Origin of the sequence: Geminocystis herdmanii PCC 6308, from assembly GCF_000332235.1 — a bacterium.
Lineage (GTDB): Bacteria > Cyanobacteriota > Cyanobacteriia > Cyanobacteriales > Cyanobacteriaceae > Geminocystis > Geminocystis herdmanii.
Genome location: NZ_CM001775.1, coordinates 2,789,418 through 2,808,756 on the forward strand (window position 1 = coordinate 2,789,418; position 19,339 = coordinate 2,808,756).

A 19,339-nucleotide genomic window follows, 5' to 3' on the forward strand; every position below is an offset into this window, starting at 1 on the left:
TTTTTTGCTTTGGTACTTAACCTATTCTATGATCAATAATAGACATTGACTATTTTTGAGAAAATAAGGGTTAAAACCCTCACTAAGTCAGCAGATAAATTAATTGTATGTTTACTTTCTGAAAGGCAAAAGGCAAGAGGCAAGAGGCAACAAAGATGTAAGTTATTTTAATTAATTTTAAAATTCACAATCTATTTTCCATGAGTATTTACAAACAAAAGTAAATATCTTGTTTTAGGCACAATCCAACTCCAAGAAAAATCCCCATAATTATTATTAAACAAAATTGTATGATGCTTTCAAATTCTACGAGTAAAAAATGGCAACCTATCATTAAAGAATTAGAGGAAATATTAGGTAAAAATGGCGTAGTCAAGCGCAAAGATGAACTTTTAACCTACGAATGTGATGGTTTAACGGAATATCGTCAGCGCCCAGCTTTAGTTACCTTACCCAAAACCACCGAAGAAGTCGCTCAAATTGTCAACATCTGCAATAAGTATGAAATAAAATGGGTTGCAAGGGGAGCAGGTACAGGTTTATCTGGAGGCGCGTTACCTGTGGAAGACTGCCTTTTAATTGTCACTGCGAGAATGCGTCAAATTTTAGATGTTGACTATGAGAATCAAAGAATTGTGGTGCAACCCGGTATTATCAATAATTGGGTAACACAAGCAGTAAGTGGTGCAGGTTTTTACTATGCACCTGATCCTTCTAGTCAGATAATATGCTCTATTGGGGGTAATGTGGCAGAAAATTCGGGAGGTGTTCACTGCCTAAAATACGGCACAACTACAAATCATGTTTTAGGCTTGACGATCGTAACTGCCGAGGGTAATATACTCAAAATTGGGGGAAAAGTGCCAGAAACCCCCGGATTTGATCTTACGGGCTTGTTTGTAGGCTCTGAGGGTACGCTAGGCATCGCTACGGAGATAACCTTGAAAATCCTCAAAACTCCTGACGCTATCTGTGTGGTGTTAGCAGATTTTAATAGCATTGAGGAAGCAGGAAGCGCCGTTGCCGAGATTATTCGTGCTGGTATTATTCCTGCGGGAATGGAAATGATGGACAATTTTAGTATTAATGCGGTGGAGGATGTGGTAGCTACTGACTGCTATCCGAGGGATGCTGAGGCTATTTTATTAGTAGAATTAGACGGTTTACAAGTAGAAGTTGATACTTATAAGCAACAAGTCGATGCTATTTGTCGATCGAACGGTGCAAGAAGTGTTACATCTGCTAGTGATGCGCCCACTCGTCTCAAACTCTGGAAAGGAAGAAAGGCAGCTTTTGCGGCGATGGGCAAAATTAGCCCTAATTATTTTGTACAAGATGGAGTAGTACCTCGATCGAAATTATCCCAAGTCTTAGGGGAAATAAATGCTTTAGGTGAACAATATGGCTATCGCATCGCTAATGTTTTCCACGCAGGAGATGGTAACTTACACCCTTTGATATTATACAATAATTCGATCGAAGGTTCATTCCATCAAGTAGAAGAATTAGGAGGAGAAATCCTCAAGTTATGTGTGAGAGTTGGAGGTAGTATTTCAGGAGAGCATGGTATTGGTAGCGACAAAAAATGTTATATGAGTGATATGTTTACCGAAACCGACTTAGAAACCATGCAATATGTCAGAAGCAGTTTTAACCCCAAAGGCTTGGCAAATCCAGAAAAGATTTTCCCCACCCCTCGCACCTGCGGTGAGTCAGCTAATGCTAACAAGACGGAGTTTAAAGGCGCAATAGCCTATTAAATTCAAACATTTCATTGCCATGAGAAAAAAGTTACTAAGTTTGTAGTGACGGCTTTAGCCGTTAATTAATAAGGGTTGACACCCTTACTACGAACTTTTTTATCGAAACCATGCAGTATGTCAGAAGCAGTTTTAACCCCAAAGGCTTGGCAAATCCCGACAAGATTTTTCCCACCCCTCGCACCTGCGGTGAGTCTGCGAATGCTAACATGACAAAATTTAAAGGCGCACTAGCCTATTAAATTCAAACATTTCATTGCCATGAGAAAAAAGTTACTAAGTTTGTAGTTACGGCTTTAGCCGTTAATTAATAAGGGTTGAAACCCTTACTACGAACTTTTTTATCGAAACCATGCAGTATGTCAGAAGCAGTTTTAACCCCAAAGGCTTGGCAAATCCCGACAAGATTTTTCCCACCCCTCGCACCTGCGGTGAGTCTGCGAATGCTAACATGACAGAATTTAAAGGCGCACTAGCCTATTAAATTCAAACATTTCATTGCCATGAGAAAAAAGTTACTAAGTTTGTAGTTACGGCTTTAGCCGTTAATTAATAAGGGTTGAAACCCTTACTACGAACTTTTTTATCTTCTGTTGAAGTAGTAACTTAGAAAATTGAAAAGATAATCTCTCCATGACGGGGAAGGAATTTTACCTAAATCTTTTTGCCAATTACCAATAATCATTCTACCCAACGGCGTTAATCTAAAGCTGTCTGTAATACCTTGCCCATCCACTTCCCTCCGTAGAATACCAACTTTGATTAACCACATTAAGTCATTTTCTACTTTATTTTCCGTAACGGATTTAAGAGTGTAATTTTTTTCTAATCCTCTTGTGGTTGCTATCTCTTTTAAGTCAACACTAGCATTAATCATCGTAGTAAATAAAGTTAACTGAAATGGACTACAGCGTAATGCTCTTTCACCTCGTTTAATGGTGTTGACGGGATAGGAAATTAATGATGGTTTCGTCAGAGTGGGAGAAGTCATAACACAATTAGCAAGTAAGAAGTAAGGAGTAAGGAGTAAGGAGTAAGGAGTAATTATATTTCCGATAGAGACGTGAAATTTTAGGTTTCTACAATAGTTTTAGGGATCAAAAAATTAATTTTACTTATTAATTCATCATTTTTCATTGTACATTGTTAATTGTTCATTGTTAATTGTTATCTGATGTTTCTTTTTGAAAACAAATGGCACAATAACCCCATCTTTTTAATTCTCCTTCAGGACAATTAATGTTACATACTGGACAAGTGACAAATTTTTGTTCTCTTTTTTTGATGATATTAAACCATGTTTGTAAGGCTTCTTGGGGGTTTTCTGGAGGAAGTAAATTTAAGGTAGAATCAGAAATAATTGTGCTAGGATGTGAGTCACTATTATCCGATCGATCGAGGTTAAGAGAATTATTTTGATACCATTTAACCGTAGCAAAATGTAAATCTTTCACGGTAAAATCGATACGCCGATTAATTTTGAGTATTAAAGAACGTCTTTGTAAGTTTAAATCTTGCGCCCATGACGAACTAGCGGTAGCAATATATAAAACTTCATTGTTAAGGGAAATGGGACGGGTATGTTGTGCTATCTTATGATTAACCACTTGATACCAACATTTAGTTAATTCATGGTATTTTCTTTGTTTCTCCCATTGGGGTTGCGCAAGAATAACATTTAAGAGTTTATCTATAGAGTAAAATGTCATTGATTATATGAGTTCAATAATATCAGTTCATCCTCACATCAAAAAAATTATTCAAACTCTCGATTTAGATTTAGGATCAGAGTTAACTAAGTTTGAACAAAGTCTTTATCAAGATTCTATCTTAATTCCTGACATTGTGTCTGATATTCCACCAAAACAAGATTTATCATCTTCTTCTTTAATATATTACCCTGATTCGATCGCACAGCGGGGTTTTTCGATCGAATCAGATGAGCCTATTTCTGTAGCTTCTCGTTTATTAGATGCTCCGAATGTAGAGGAAAAATCCTTACTAGATTTTATTTTAACCCCTTGGGGTATCATGGGGATACTCATTTTTTGTGGTGCAAATCTTTTTATTTTTATCAATCAAGACACAAAAATAGCTGTTAATAACAACAATGAAAATCCCCAAAATATTAGCGAAACTAATCCATCAATTCCAGAAAATAATCAGAATAATATTGTAGAATTAAATTCATTAAATCCTACGGAAAATAATCCTCCTCCTTTACCCCTTCCCTTACCCGATACGAATAACTCTGTAGAAAATCAATCTCCTCATCCTAATTTAAAAACGGCTTTGTTAAAGGAAATTACCAAGCCTTCTCCTTCTGAGAATAACCCTCCTCCCTTAACGATTAATTCTCCCAATTCTTCCGTAACTTCTCCTTCATCACCATCGAAAAATACCAAATATTATCTAGTAACTAACTATGAAAATATGGATAATTTTAATAAGATAAAAAACATTATTCCTAATGCTTTAATTCTCAATGTTGAAAAGGAGATAAAAATTCAATTAGGTATTTTTGCAACAGAAACGGAAGCGAAAATACAATCTCAAAAATTGCAAAGTCAGGGTATCATAACTCAAATAATTCCACAACCTCAACCCTAAATGAAAAGTAAGAATTAATAAGTAACAAATAATCGGGTGTTAATTATCCATTCTCCATTCTTAATTCTCCATTCTTAATTCTTAATTCTCCATATGTTTTTATTGCGTTATATTTTATTGTCTTGTTTAATAATTACTGTTACTGCTTGTAGCGGAAATCAAAGTTTACAATCTCGTTTTGCACCTGTTAACCCTAATACGGAAAATAATACTACTCCGAATAATCTTCCTACTCCTGTAGAAAATCCTACGGGGGTAAAACTTCCTGATGATTTTCCGAAAGATATTCCTATCTATAATCAAGCTAAATTAATTACCGTGGATGGAAAACAAACGGTATGGAGTTCGATCGATCCGTTAAACTTAATTACAGAGTTTTATCAACAACAGTTACCAGCACAAAATTGGAATATAACCCAAGCCGAAGAAAACTTGATTGTTGCCACGAAACCCGACACCCAAGAATCTTTCAAATTATCTTTGACACCGAGTAACGATGAAACGGAATTTACTATCACCTATGAAACAGAAGCTACGGTAATAATTCCCACACAAACTAACCCTAATAATGTCACTATTCCCAATAATAATAATGACAACAAACCACCTCTTAACAATCAAAACTCATCTAGTCTTGAGGAATTAGTCAGACTGCAAATTATTCCCTCGACTGAAAAACTCAACCCTCATGAGTCGATTACCCGTAGAGAATATGCCCGTTGGCTGGTGAAAGTGAATAATCTGATCTATAGTGATGTCAATAGTAAGTTAATTCGCCTTGCTACCCCCAATAATAAGCCCGTTTTTACTGATATTCCCACAAATGATCCCGATTTTGCTATTATTCAAGGTTTAGCTGAAGCAGGGTTAATTCCTTCTACTCTAACTCAAGATAGCAGTTCGATCGCATTTAAACCAGATACACCTTTAACCAGAGAAGACTTAATTACATGGAAAATACCTTTAGATTTCCGCCAAAAATTACCTAACGCCAGTCTTGACACCATCAAAGAAACATGGGGTTTTCAAGATGCGACAAAAATAAGCCCTAAAGCATGGCAAGAATTATATGTAGATTGGCAAAACGGCGAAGAATCGAACATTAGACGGGGATTTGGTTACATTACCTTGTTTCAACCGCAAAAACCCGTTACATTAGACGAAGCAGGAAGAATTTTAAGCACCTTTGGTTATCAAGGGGATATTCGTAATCTTAAAGACGTTAACCCTCAATCAACAATCAATAATTAACAATTAAAAGTCTCGCCTATTTATTCCTAATTCTTCATTCTCCATTCTCCATTCTTCATTCTCCATTCTCCATTCTTAATTCCTAATTCTTCATTCTCCATTCTCCATTCTCCATTCTCCATTCTCCATTCTTAATTCTTAATTCTTAATTCTTAATTCTTAATTCTTAATTCTTAATTCTCCATTCTCAATTTATAAAACTATGAATTCGATCGAAATATCTACAGAAATAGCTAAAATAAAATATTGGCATCATCATTTTGACTTTGGGGATGGCATAGAAACAAAACAAGGAAAAGAAGGTAAATTTTGCCGTAAATTTCAACAATGGATTTTAAGCGGTATTCCCGAAGATTTAACCGATAAAACCGTTTTAGATATTGGTGCTTGGGATGGATTTTATTCTTTTTCTGCCGAAAAAAGAGGAGCAAAAAGAGTTTTAGCCACAGATTCTTTCATTTGGCAACAACAAGAATTATACGGTTTAGATCATAATTTTTGGCGTGATTTTGGAGCAGGAAAACAAGGTTTTGAATTAGCTAGAAAAATTTATAATTCTCAAGTTGAAGACTATAATATTGATGTTTTAGAACTAGATAAAGATAAAATAGGAACTTTTGATATAGTCTTATTTTTAGGAGTTTTATATCATATGAAATACCCCCTTTTTGCCCTCGAAAAAGTAAGAAGTGTCACCAAAGAATTATTAGTTTTAGAAACCCATATTAGCTTATTTTTTAGCTTATTTCCTCAACCATTAATGCAGTTTTATCCTAGCAATGAATTAAGTAAAGATGTCACAAATTGGACTGGTGCAAATATCGCTTTAGTAAAATCTTGGTTACTCACCGCAGGATTTAGAAAAGCAGAATTAGTAAAATGGCGTAAAGATAGAGCAATTTTTCACGCATGGTGTTAATGTCAATAAGCTATCAAATTTTCGATGAAGGTAGGAGATAGAAAACAGGAGACAGGAGATAAAAAATTGATTAAAAAATTTTCTAAGTTTGTAGGTTTTAACCCTTATTCATGAATGGCTAAAGCCATCACTACAAACTTTTTTATAACTGATTATCCGAACTTTATATAACAATATAATAAGAAATATCAATTTTTATGAATAAATATTAAAATTCTGAAATTAACTTATTAAATCTTAGAAAAAATGTTGCGAAAACGTAAGGTAAAATAAAGGTTAAAAGAAATACTTAAAAAAAAAGTTAATCTCTTAAATAATTACTTTAAAAAAAATTTATGATTGCTACAGCAGAATCCAAAACCTTTGCTACAAATACATCCCATCTTCCTCCTATCTGCGGTTTAGAAACAAAAATCTCCGCCTTAGTTAACAATAATAATCGAGTATATTTACCTAAGACTAACTTAAAATTAGATAACATAAAATCGGGATTTGCCTGTGCCTTACATATGCACCAACCCACCATTCCCGCAGGGCATAATGGCTCATTAATCTGTAATTTAGAGCATATGTTCAATAATCAGGGTGATGGTGATAACCACAACGCTGGGGTTTTTGCTTGGTGTTACAGTCGCATGGGTGAATTTATCCCTCAATTAGTCGCCGATGGTTGCAATCCTCGCATCATGTTAGATTACTCAGGCAATTTACTCTGGGGTTTACAACAAATGGGGCGCAATGATGTACTTGATAATCTCAAAAAACTTGCCTGTGATGCCCAATATCAACCTTATGTAGAATGGTTAGGTACAATGTGGTCTCATGCCGTAGCACCTTCAACTCCAATTCCTGACTTAAAATTACAAATTCAAGCATGGCAACATCATTTTTCGTCTATTTTCGGGGAGGAAGCCTTATCAAGAGTTAAAGGTTTTTCGCCTCCAGAAATGCACCTTCCTAATCACCCTGACACCCTTTTTGAATATGTGAAAGCGTTGAAAGATTGCGGTTATCGTTGGTTGTTAGTACAAGAGCATACTGTAGAGCGTCCTGACGGTTCGGGGTTACATCATGAACAAAAATATGTGCCTAATCGTTTAGTAGCGAAAAATTCCCGTGGAGAAACCATTAGTATCACGGCTTTAATTAAAACTCAAGGCTCGGATACTAAGTTAGTGGCACAAATGCAACCCTATTATGAAGCCAAAACTTTAGGCAAACAAGACATAGGGGGAGTGTCTATTCCTTCCTGTGTTAGTCAAATTGCTGACGGCGAAAACGGTGGGGTGATGATGAATGAGTTTCCGGGAGGGTTTTTCCCTGTTTGGCATGAGATCAAGGGTAATGGTGATGTGGTTGGTTTCAATGGTACTGAATATCTTGAGTTAGTGGAAGCTAGTGGCGTTAATCCTGAAGATTTCCCTGTCTGTCAACCTGTCGGGCAACATAAAATTTGGGCTAAAGTGGGGGATGAGATTACCCCTGCTAATGTAGAAAGTTCGATCGAACATCTTAACAAAAATGATCATCAATTTCACATGGATGGTGCATCATGGACTAATGATTTAAGTTGGGTAAGAGGTTACGAGAATGTTCTTGAACCGATGAACAAATTAAGCGCTATGTTTCATCAAAAGTTCGATCGACTGGTAGCAGAAGACCCTACAGTCACACAACGCCCTGACTATCAAGAAGCTCTATTATATAACTTATTGGTACAAACAAGCTGTTTCCGTTATTGGGGGCAAGGCACATGGACAGATTATGCTCGTGAATTATATCGTCGTGGTGAAGAACTTTGCAAGTAATTAGGATTTTAAGTTTGTAGTGATGGCTTTAGCCATTCATTTGTAGGGGTGTAAAATTTTACGTCTCTACCTCAAACACGATCGAAGTCTAATATAAGAGAAGCAAAAAAAAGTTATAATTAGTTATACTAATTGTGCCTAAAACTGAGTATCAGTTATCAGTATCCTGAGCATCTCTACATGAGAAAAGAACAAATATGTTTAAAGCCGATAAAAAACCTCCCATAAGCGATCATTTTATCATTGTTGCTTTAGATACCCCTTTATTAGATGTTATTATTAAAATTAGTGAACGTCATTTTAAAAGAGATAATAATAATAATAATAACTGTCAAAATTTTTCCGTAAGTTGTGTTTTTGTCGTAAGTAATAATCGTTTAGTAGGGTTAATCACCGAAAGAGACATCGTTAAACTATCTTCCCAGTTATTGCCTTTAGATAAAATGGTAGCGGCAGAGGTAATGACACGGGATTTAATTACTTTCCCCTCCGATAAATTAGTTAATATTATTGATTTAATTGATATTTTTAAACAACATAATATCCGACATTTACCCATTGTGAACGATCGAACGGAAGTAGTTGGAATAGTTACCCCTGATAGCATTCGATCGAGCTTACAACCCCTCGACTTACTCAAACACCGACACATTAGTGATGTAGTGCGTAGAAATATAATTTATGGCTTTGCCCATCAAAGGGTGATAGATTTAGTCAACCTCATGGCAAAAGAAAATATTAGTTGTGTCGTAATTGTCGAAAATACCGACAGAGAAACCCTAAAACCCATCGGCATTATTACCGAAAGAGATATAGTGCGTTATCAAGCTCAAAGGCTAAACTTAAAAAATATCATCGCCGAAGAAGTCATGACTAAACCCCTGATAGTCATTTCCGAAAATGAATGTCTTTGGAATGCTCATCAAATTATGCAAAATAATTATCTACGGCGATTAGTCGTAGTCAATGACTTAGGAGACTTATCAGGAATCATTACTCAAAGTAGCGTATTAGAAGGAATAGACCCTAGAGAGTTACAAGGCGTAATCAACGTTTTAGAACGTCAAGTAGAAATGTTACAAACCGAGAAAACCAAATTATTGCAAAAAATAATCGCACAGGAAAAACAAAATTTACAATCCGTAGAGCAAAGAAGTAAACTAATCTCAGATATAGCCTTACGCATTCGCTCATCCCTAGATTTAACCACCATTTTACAAACAGCCGTCAATGAAATTCTCCCCATTTTAGAAGTAGATAGAGTCATTATCTATCGTTTTCTTGATGGAGACGGCGAAATTGCCGTAGAAGCAGTAAAACACAAGAGGTTATCCCTAGAAGGTTATATTGTAAAAGATGAATGTTTTACCCCTCAATGGATAGAATCGCAAACCTCTCGCCAAGTCAAAATTATCGAAAATGTCGCCCAAGCAAATATTCATCTTTGCTATAAAGAATTATTAGAAACCTTTGATGTCAAAGCCAATTTAGTCATTCCCATTATAGTTAGTGATAGCTTATGGGGGTTATTAATCGCCCATGACTGCACCAATCCCCATACTTGGTTAGCACCAGAAATCGAATTTTTAGAACAATTATCAGTACAATTAGCCATCGGGATTAAACAAGCTACCCTCTTAAAAGAAGTACAAAAAGCCAGTAATGACTTAGAATTTAAAGTCAATCAACGTACCCAAGAATTACAGATATTAAACTATAAATATCAACAAGAATTAATCAAAACACAACAAACCCAATTAGAATTAATCCGCACTCAAAAGACTTTATCGGGGATTCTCGATGTTGCTAATGATGCCATTATATCCGTCAATGAAGACCAAAATATTATTATGTTTAATCAAGGGGCAAGTCAAATCTTTGGTTATACCCCAGAAGAAATTATCGGCAACCCCTTAGAGGTATTGTTACCTTCAAAATATATTCAACCTCATAGTGAAACATTGTCGCCATTTGCTTCATTAGTCAATCATGCCCAAGATACGATAACCCAAAATCAAAATGGATTAATTTGGGGAAAACGTAGAAATGGCATCGAATTTCCTGCGGAGGCTTCCCTTTCTCAATTAACCATTGACAATAAAATTATCTCGACACTAATTTTAAGGGATATTACCGAAAAAGTAGCCTTAGAAAAAGAAAGAAAACAATTGGCTTATTTTCTCGAAGTGTCTCTCAATGAAATTTATGTTTTTTCTGCGGATACTCTTAAATTCATTTATGTCAATCGAGGCGCATTACAAAACATTGGTTATGACTTAAAAACTTTACAAAACTTAACCCCCCTTGATATTCAGCCAGAATATTCTTTAGAGACATTTCATGATTTGATTCAACCCTTATTAACCCAAGAAAAAGAAATTCTTGTTTTTCAAACCATCCATCAACGACAGGATAATTCTTGTTACCCCGTGGAAATTCATTTACAGTTAGTTAAACAGGATGACAAATCTGTATTTCTTGCCATTGGTAATGATATAACCTCCAGAAAACAAGCGGAATCGGCTTTAAAAGAAAGTGAAAAACGTTTTCAGATGATGGCGGATAACGCCCCCGTGTTAATTTGGGTATCTGGTAAAGATGGTTTATGTAACTATTTTAATAAAACATGGTTAGATTTTATCGGATGCAATGTCGAGGCACAAATGGGCAATGATTGGTTAATTAATGTGCATCCCGATGATAAAGAATCCTGTCAAAATATTTATTTCTCTTGTTTTAATCATCATTTTCCCTTTCAAATGGAATATCGAATGCGTCGTTATGATGGAGAGTATTGTTGGTTTTTTAATGTTGCAATTCCTCGTTACGATCGATCGGGGGAATTTTTAGGCTATATTGGTTCTTGTACTGATATTAGCGATCGAAAAATAGCAGAGAACAAATTACAACAGCAGTTCAACAAAAATTTATTATTAACCACCATCATTGACAAAATCCGTCAAACATTAAACCCAGAAGAAATATTTGCCACCGCAGCCCAAGAAATAGGCAAAGCCTTTGAAGTCAGTCATACCTTAATTTTTACTTACCAATCTTCAGACATCAACCACAAGAAAAAAATTAATTGTGTTTCTGAATATATCAAAGACAACGTAGAATCCTTGCTAGGTTTAAGCCTTGATAATACTAACATCGAAGCCTTTTTATCCACAGAAAAAGCCATTGCCATTGATGATGTCTCCAATCATCCTCTACTGCTTCAGTTTCAAACACAATTAAAAGAAAGAAATATCACATCCCTATTAGTTTGCAGTACATTTTATCAAAATAAAGTTAACGGTAGTATCGTTTTATATAACTGCCATGAATATCACCTTTGGAGTGACGAAGAAATAGAATTATTAGAAGCCGTTGCTTCTCAATTAGGCATTGCCATCGCCCAAGCAGATTTACTCAAAAGAGAAAAACAAAGATTACATCAACTAGCCTTAAAAAATAAATTATTGCAACAAGCCAGAAAAGAAGCAGACTTAGCCAATCAATCAAAAAGTGAATTTCTAGCAATGATGAGTCATGAAATCCGCACTCCCATGAATGGAGTAATCGGCATGATTAACCTTTTACAAGATACCCCTTTAAACCCTGAACAATTAGACTATATTAAAACTATTCGTCATAGTGGAGAAAGTCTCTTAGTTATTATCAATGACATTCTCGATTTTTCCAAAATAGAATCAGGAAAATTAGAATTAGAAAAACTACCTTTCAATCTCTTAGAATCCATTAAAAGCGTTATCGATTTACTACAATTTCAGGCAAAAGAAAAAAATCTACAACTTAGCTATAATTATGCCCCTGAAAATCCTCTTTTTTTCATCGGTGACGTAACCAGAATTAGACAAATTTTAGTGAATCTTATCGGTAATGCCCTCAAATTCACAGAAAAAGGCTCAGTAACCCTAAACGTCATCTGTAATTATTACTTAGACAATCGATATAAAATTATATTTTCCATTCAAGACACAGGTATCGGCATTCCCCTAGAAAGACAAAATCGCCTGTTTAAAGCCTTTTCTCAAGTCGATGCTACCGTATCTCGTAAATATGGCGGAACGGGGCTAGGATTGATTATTAGTAAGCGTTTAGCGGAGATTATGGGGGGTACAATGTGGGTAAAATCAGAAATGGGTACAGGCTCAACTTTTTACTTCACCATTATGACGGAAATAGCGGCACAAATTATAGAAAATACAAACACTTTAATGGTAGAAACTAGCAATTCTGTCAATAATTCTCTCAAAATTTTGTTAGCAGAAGACAACAAAGTTAATCAAAAAGTAGCATTATTAACCCTCAAAAAATTAAATTATCAAGCCGATGTCGTTACCAATGGGTTAGATGTTATTTCCGCCGTGCAATCTCAGAATTATGACGTTATTTTTATGGATGTGCAAATGCCAAAAATGGATGGTTTACAAGCTACCCAGTGGATTCGTGAAAATCTCCCCATTCAACCTTATATTATAGCTATGACGGCGAATGCCATGGAGGGCGATCGACAAATTTGTTTAGATGCGGGGATGAATGATTATATTTCCAAACCCATTAAGGTAGAGTGCATTCAACAAGCCTTGAAGGAAATTAATAATTAGGGGTTGCCTCATAGTCTTTTGATGAGGATAGGTATCGGAAAGGATGTTAGGTATTAGGTTAAAGAATGAAAAATCAAGGTTTTGAGGCTTTGCATAATAAAAAAATATAGAGATATTATTAAAAATAAGGTTAAAAGTGTTGAATTTTTGAATAAAAATCCTTAAAACTGCGCACTTTTTTCTTAATGTATTATGCCTAAATCCTTGATTTTAATAGCTTTCTGAGTTATTCAGCAAACCCTAATTAACAATTAACAATTAAAAATCTCGCCTATTTATTCTTCATTCTTCATTCTCCATTCTCCATTCTCCATTCTCCATTCTCCATTCTCCATTCTCCATTCTCCATTCTCCATTCTCCATTCTCCATTCTCCATTCTCCATTCTCTCCATTCTCCATTCTCCATTCTCCATTCTCCATTCTCCATTCTCCATTCTTCATTCTTCATTCTCTATTCTTCATTCTCCATTCTTCATTCTCCATTCTCCATTTTCCATTCTCCATTAATTCGTGATTTCTGTCTTAAAACCTCTACTTTGTAACGATCGAGCTACATCATCGGCATTATTAACCGTACTAAAAACACCTACTTGTAGCATAGATTGACCATTAAAAACCGTTCGGAAGGCTTCGGGATAGAGATATTTAACCTGAGATTCTTGACTAGCATTCGTAACCCCTACTAAAACTTTATACACATTTTGAGTGGTGGAAGATGAGGAAGCCATTGTCGGAGAAGAATTAGCAGGATTAGGAGGATTAGCAGAAGGATTAGATAATACTAAAATATCATTTAAACTTCTTCTTCGTCCTAAAGTATTAGGGGATGTGATGGAAGGAATACTCGTTTCTGTGGTAGGAGATACTGAAGGGGTAACAACTTTATTAAGAGGGGAGGGGGGGGAATTGGGACTAAGATCGATCGATCTCATGGTATGAGAATTATTAAGTGGTTTTTTCTCTACCGTAGATTGATTATCTGTAGGAGTTTCATCAAATGGAGAAACCGAAGATACCGATAAAACAGGATTATTGCTTTCTATGGTCTCATTATCCGCTGGAGTGGGGTTATTATTAGGAGAACGATAGGGTTCGGATAATGGTGGTATTTGGGGTAAACTTTGATTAGACTTGATCACATTTCCTGATACCACTTCGGGACGATTCGGGGTAGGATTACCATTGATAAATACTTCTCCTATAACGTTATTTTGATTGCCTGTGGGTAGAGGTTGACTATTAGTCGGCGGTAGTTGTGGACTATTCGTCACAGGTGATGGAGAATTATTTTTAATGGGTAGAGGTTGCGTCATTACTGGAGTACTATTGAATCCAGAATCATTATAAGGATCGATCGAAATCTCTATACTGGCAAAAGCATTAAGAGTTAACATCGGAGAAATCCATAATCCCATAATTCCTAGAGACAATAATCCGATACGGGGAGATAAATTATGAAGGGTAAAAGTAAATTTATTCATAGTCTCAGTTTCCTCATATAATATTTTTTGTAACTTAAACATTTCTCATACTAGGCTAGTTCGATCGAGTAAATTAAAATAGATATTTTTAATCAGGACTTAATTCTGTGAACAAACTATCAAATTAGAACTTAAATTTAACCCATTGTACTAGCTCAAGTTCAAAGATGGTAATAGTAATTAATTTGTTTCTTATGGCGATTCTTCTAATTCTCCAATTCTCCTGTCTAAATTATATTTAGTCATTAAATCAGGGCGTTTTTTGTCTGTAGCTTCCAGTTGTTTCTGATAACGCCATTTCGCAATTTCCTTATGATTGCCCGATCGTAATACAGGAGGCACTTCCCAACCTCGAAACACAGGAGGACGAGTATAATGGGGATAATCCAATAAACCATCCTCAAAACTATCCGCATCAATAGATTCAGCCTTCCCCACCGTACCGGGTAAAAGCCTGATTACCCCATTAATCAGAGTTAAAGCAGGAATTTCACCACAGGTTAACACAAAATCTCCGATCGAAACCTCTCTTGTAACCAAATGTTGTACTCGTTCATCAACCCCCTCATAATGTCCACAAATCATGACTAATTGTTGATAATTAATCGCCAAATCTCTTAATAAATTTTGATCGAGAGTTTGCCCTTGAGGGCTAAGTAAAATAACCTCTCGTGGTTGTAAAATAGGTAAAGACTCCACCGCCGCAAAAATTGGTTCAGGTTTTAAAACCATGCCAACCCCTCCGCCATAGGGAATATCGTCAACATGATGATGTTTATCCGTAGTAAAATCCCTTGGATTAATTAGATTAACCGTGGCAATTCCCTTATTTAAAGCCTTTCCCATCAACCCACATTCTAAAGGTGTTTGAAAAAAATTAGGGAAAATGGTAATAACATCAATTTGCACGGCAATTCTCGATAATAATTTGACTTAATGGAGTATAGGCTTATATTTGCTAATTATAGTGCATTAAGGGTCAAGAAAATAGCAGATTATCAATTTATCCCTGTCATCCTATTCCCCTGTCTCTCTCCACCCCTCCTGTCTTGTTTTCCTGATTCCTGATTATTCCCCATTCTCCTAATTGCTGTAAACTTGAAGATATGAAAATTTAGTCTAAGTAGGGAATTATATAAAATAACATGAAGCAATATCTTAGAAGTTCTGTCCTAGTCATAGGAGGTGCAGAAGATAAAGTCCACGGCAAAGAAATTTTACAAAGTTTTTGGCATTGTGCTGGTGGTACTGATGCAATTATCGGAATTATTCCCTCCGCCTCCCGTGAACCTACCATTATCGGCGATCGATATGTGAGTATTTTTAGCGAAATGGGTGCAAAAGATTTAAAAGTACTAGATGTAAGAGATCGTATTCAAGGAGAAGATAAAGACTATCAAGAATATGTAGAAAAATGCACTGCTATTTTTATGACAGGGGGAGATCAACTTAGATTATGCGGTTTATTAGCAGATACTCCCCTCATGGAAAGAATCCGTCAACGAGTTAAGTTGGGAGAAGTTACCCTTGGGGGAACAAGTGCAGGGGCGGCGGTGATGGGGCATCACATGATCGCCGGAGGTAGCAGTGGCGAATCTCCTAATCGGGCTTTAGTGGATATGGCTATGGGGTTGGGTATCATTCCCGAAGTGATCGTAGATCAACATTTTCACAATCGTAACCGTATGGCAAGGTTATTAAGCGCCCTATCCAATCACCCTGAAAGGTTAGGTATTGGTATCGATGAAGATACTTGCGCCGTTTTTCAAAAAGATGAATATATTGAAGTTATTGGTAAAGGTACAGTGACGATCGTAGATGGTCAAGCCATGAGTTATACTAATCATGGAAAAGTAGCCGCCGAAGACCCTTTGGCACTTCATAACCTCAGATTACATATTCTCGGTCATGGCGATCGTTATAACCGCAAAACTCATCAACCCATGGCGGGAATTGTTGAATAATCCAAGACAAAAGCTAGTGGTAGAATGCAAAATTTATAATGTAGAATGCAGGAAGAAAATCTTTAATTTTCAGTATTTCTAGGAATTTTAAATAATTGTTTCATCAATGCGCTTTACCATCAAAAATAAATTGCTTACTACCTACAGTTTTTTCCTAAAAAAAACAAAAAATGTTCAAATTGAACAGTTAAATAAAGATTAAAAACGAGACACTAAAAAATGCCTCTAAAAGTGATTACCGTTAAAGAGCAAAAATCATGAAAATCCTCAAAACACAAACCCTACGGGGACCTAACTATTGGAGTATCCGTCGCCAAAAATTAATCCAAATGCGTCTGGATTTAGAAGACGTAGCCGAAAAACCTTCTAACCTGATACCGGGGTTTTATGAAGGCTTAGTGAAAATATTACCCTCTTTAGTAGAACATTTCTGTTCCAGAGATCATCGAGGAGGCTTCCTAGAAAGAGTACAAGAAGGTACTTATATGGGGCATATCATTGAACACATTGCCCTAGAATTGCAAGAATTAGCAGGAATGCCTGTAGGTTTTGGGCGTACCAGAGAAACTTCAACTCCGGGTATTTATAACGTAGTTTTTGAGTATGTTTATGAGGAGGCTGGAAGATACGCAGGTAGAGCCGCCGTCAGACTTTGTAACTCTATCATTACTACAGGGGCTTATGGGCTAGACGAATTAGCTCAAGATTTATCTGATCTCAAGGATTTACGAGCCAATTCTGCTTTAGGTCCTTCCACCGAAACTATTATCAAAGAAGCCGAAGCGAGACAAATTCCTTGGATGTTGCTTAGTGCAAGGGCAATGGTACAGTTAGGTTATGGGGCAAATCAACAACGGATTCAAGCAACTCTGAGTAATAAAACGGGCATCTTAGGGGTGGAGTTAGCTTGTGATAAAGAAGGCACTAAAACCACTTTAGCGGAAGCTGGTATTCCTGTGCCTAGGGGGACTGTTATTTACTATGCTGATGAATTAGCTGATGCCATCGCTGATGTCGGTGGTTATCCCATTGTTCTCAAACCCTTAGACGGCAATCATGGTAGAGGCATTACCATTGATATTAACTCTCAACAGGAAGCTGAGGAGGCTTATGATTTGGCTAGTGCCGCTTCTAAAACTCGATCAGTCATTGTGGAAAGATACTATAAAGGTAATGATCATCGGGTTTTAGTCATCAATGGTAAACTGGTGGCAGTCTCCGAGAGAATCCCCGCCCACGTCACGGGCAATGGTTCTTCTACCATTGAGGAATTGATTCAAGAAACCAATGAACATCCCGATCGAGGTGACGGTCATGATAATGTCTTAACTAGAATCAGTATCGATCGAACTTCCTTAGGAGTCTTAAAAAGACAAGGTTTCGAGATGGATACCGTTCTCAAAAAAGGAGAAGTTGCCTATTTACGAGCTACGGCTAACCTTAGTACCGGGGGTATTGCCATCGATCGAACCGATGAAATACATCCTCAAAATATTTGGATAGCCGAAAGAGTCGCCAAAATTATTGGTTTAGACATTGCTGGAATTGACGTAGTTACCCCAGACATTACCAAACCCTTAACAGAAGTCGATGGGGTAATTGTGGAAGTCAACGCTGCCCCCGGCTTTAGGATGCACGTTGCCCCCAGTCAAGGCTTACCCCGTAACGTAGCCGCTCCCGTCATCGATATGTTATTCCCTGATAATCACCCTAGTCGCATCCCCATTTTAGCGGTGACAGGCACAAACGGAAAAACCACCACGACTAGACTATTAGCCCATATCTATCGTCAAACGGGGAAAGTTGTGGGTTATACCAGTACTGACGGTATTTACTTAGGTGATTACATGGTAGAAAAAGGCGATAACACTGGTCCTGTGAGCGCTGGAGTGATTTTGAGAGACCCCACCGTAGAAGTTGCCGTGTTAGAGTGTGCTAGAGGGGGAATTTTACGATCGGGTTTAGCCTTTGAAAGCTGTGATGTTGGCGTTGTCTTAAACGTAGCCGAAGATCATCTAGGATTGGGAGACATAGACACCATCGAACAAATGGCAAAAGTAAAAGGAGTCATCGCCGAATCAGTCAATGCCGATGGTTATGCAGTCCTGAATGCAGACGATCCTTTAGTAGCACAAATGGCGAAAAATGTCAAGGGTAAAATTGCTTATTTTTCCATGAGTAAAGATAATCCCATCATTATCGATCATTTACGGCGTAATGGTATGGCGGCGGTGTATGAAAACGGCTATCTTTCCATTTTTGAAGGAGAATGGACATTAAGAATTGAGAAAGCGGAAAATATCCCTGTTACCATGAAAGCCATGGCGCCTTTTATGATTGCCAATGCTTTAGCCGCATCCTTAGCCGCCTTTGTTCACGGTATCGACATCGAATTAATTCGTCAAGGGGTACGCAGTTTTAACCCTGGGGCGAATCAAACCCCCGGCAGAATGAACCTTTTTGACATGAAAGATTTTTCTGTGTTGATCGATTACGCCCATAATCCTGCGGGTTATTTAGCCGTAGGGGAGTTTGTGAAAAATTGGAAGGGCGATCGCCTTGGAGTAATCGGAGGACCGGGTGACAGACGGGATGAGGATTTGATGCTTTTAGGTAAAATTGCCTCTCAAATTTTTGATCACATTATCATCAAAGAAGATGACGATAATCGAGGGCGCGATCGAGGTACTGTAGCTGATTTGATAGCTAAAGGTATTGTGGCTGAAAATCCTAACGCTAGTTATGATGTCATCCTCGATGAAACCGAAGCCATTGAAACTGGACTCAAAAAAGTCGATAAAGGTGGTTTAGTAGTTATTTTCCCTGAAAGTGTTACAGGTTCGATCGAGATGATTGAGAAATATCAATCTCAGTAGTGAATAGTGAGTAGTGAATAGTGAATGACGTAATAGCGTTATCTCAGCGTAAGTCC

15 protein-coding genes are annotated in these 19,339 nt (G+C 36.8%); 10 read left to right on the forward strand and 5 right to left on the reverse strand.

The features are described from left to right. Positions 1–293 precede the first annotated feature (293 nt). The 3 genes from glcD to SYN6308_RS25800 all read left to right on the forward strand — a co-directional run bounded on the left by glcD (position 294) and on the right by SYN6308_RS25800 (position 2,244). On the forward strand, positions 294–1,760 hold the full coding sequence (glcD, locus tag SYN6308_RS13890) for a glycolate oxidase subunit GlcD (RefSeq protein ID WP_017295058.1): 1,467 nt from the start codon (positions 294–296) through the stop codon (positions 1,758–1,760). A 110-nt stretch (positions 1,761–1,870) separates the two neighbouring features. Beyond that, the gene (locus SYN6308_RS25795) at positions 1,871–2,002 is read left to right on the forward strand and encodes a hypothetical protein (RefSeq protein ID WP_272943032.1); all 132 of its coding nucleotides are present in this window, start codon (positions 1,871–1,873) and stop codon (positions 2,000–2,002) included. Positions 2,003–2,112: 110 nt separating this feature from the next. Beyond that, a complete protein-coding gene (locus SYN6308_RS25800) occupies positions 2,113–2,244 on the forward strand; it encodes a hypothetical protein (RefSeq protein ID WP_017295059.1) in 132 nt (43 codons plus the stop codon). Between the two features lie 99 nt (positions 2,245–2,343). On the opposite strand, the gene SYN6308_RS13900 is transcribed toward SYN6308_RS25800, so the two are convergent. Next, positions 2,344–2,751, reverse strand: a complete 408-nt coding sequence (locus tag SYN6308_RS13900; protein ID WP_017295060.1) for an Npun_F0494 family protein — start codon at positions 2,749–2,751, stop codon at positions 2,344–2,346. Positions 2,752–2,920: 169 nt separating this feature from the next. Continuing rightward, positions 2,921–3,469: a DUF721 domain-containing protein gene (locus SYN6308_RS13905; RefSeq protein ID WP_017295061.1), complete on the reverse strand. Its 549-nt coding sequence runs from the start codon at positions 3,467–3,469 to the stop codon at positions 2,921–2,923. Between the two features lie 7 nt (positions 3,470–3,476). On the opposite strand from SYN6308_RS13905, the gene SYN6308_RS13910 reads away from it, so the two are divergent. From SYN6308_RS13910 to SYN6308_RS13940, 5 genes are all read left to right on the forward strand, one after another. After that, entirely contained in the window at positions 3,477–4,370 is an 894-nt protein-coding gene (locus SYN6308_RS13910) for a hypothetical protein (protein WP_017295062.1), read from the forward strand. A 93-nt stretch (positions 4,371–4,463) separates the two neighbouring features. Continuing rightward, positions 4,464–5,621 (forward strand): S-layer homology domain-containing protein, encoded by a 1,158-nt coding sequence (locus tag SYN6308_RS13915; RefSeq protein ID WP_017295063.1) that lies wholly within the window; start codon positions 4,464–4,466, stop codon positions 5,619–5,621. A 202-nt stretch (positions 5,622–5,823) separates the two neighbouring features. Then, positions 5,824–6,540, forward strand: coding sequence for a class I SAM-dependent methyltransferase (locus SYN6308_RS13925; RefSeq protein ID WP_017295065.1), 717 nt, complete (start codon positions 5,824–5,826; stop codon positions 6,538–6,540). A 335-nt stretch (positions 6,541–6,875) separates the two neighbouring features. After that, positions 6,876–8,348: a hypothetical protein gene (locus SYN6308_RS13935; protein ID WP_017295067.1), complete on the forward strand. Its 1,473-nt coding sequence runs from the start codon at positions 6,876–6,878 to the stop codon at positions 8,346–8,348. 197 nt (positions 8,349–8,545) lie between these two features. Next, complete coding sequence (locus SYN6308_RS13940; protein WP_017295068.1) at positions 8,546–12,961, forward strand: PAS domain S-box protein; 4,416 nt, start codon at positions 8,546–8,548, stop codon at positions 12,959–12,961. A gap of 275 nt (positions 12,962–13,236) precedes the next feature. Here SYN6308_RS13940 and SYN6308_RS24920 read toward each other — a convergent pair whose 3' ends face one another. From SYN6308_RS24920 to trmD, 3 genes are all read right to left on the reverse strand, one after another. Next, a complete protein-coding gene (locus SYN6308_RS24920) occupies positions 13,237–13,410 on the reverse strand; it encodes a hypothetical protein (protein ID WP_017295069.1) in 174 nt (57 codons plus the stop codon). 55 nt (positions 13,411–13,465) lie between these two features. Further along, positions 13,466–14,443 (reverse strand): hypothetical protein, encoded by a 978-nt coding sequence (locus tag SYN6308_RS13950; protein ID WP_144051443.1) that lies wholly within the window; start codon positions 14,441–14,443, stop codon positions 13,466–13,468. A 192-nt stretch (positions 14,444–14,635) separates the two neighbouring features. Beyond that, the gene (gene trmD / locus SYN6308_RS13955) at positions 14,636–15,352 is read right to left on the reverse strand and encodes a tRNA (guanosine(37)-N1)-methyltransferase TrmD (RefSeq protein ID WP_017295071.1); all 717 of its coding nucleotides are present in this window, start codon (positions 15,350–15,352) and stop codon (positions 14,636–14,638) included. A 236-nt stretch (positions 15,353–15,588) separates the two neighbouring features. On the opposite strand from trmD, the gene SYN6308_RS13960 reads away from it, so the two are divergent. Further along, a complete protein-coding gene (locus tag SYN6308_RS13960; protein ID WP_017295072.1) occupies positions 15,589–16,407 on the forward strand; it encodes a cyanophycinase in 819 nt (272 codons plus the stop codon). Positions 16,408–16,664: 257 nt separating this feature from the next. Next, on the forward strand, positions 16,665–19,283 hold the full coding sequence (gene cphA / locus SYN6308_RS13965; RefSeq protein ID WP_017295073.1) for a cyanophycin synthetase: 2,619 nt from the start codon (positions 16,665–16,667) through the stop codon (positions 19,281–19,283). The last annotated feature ends 56 nt before the right edge of the window (positions 19,284–19,339 follow it).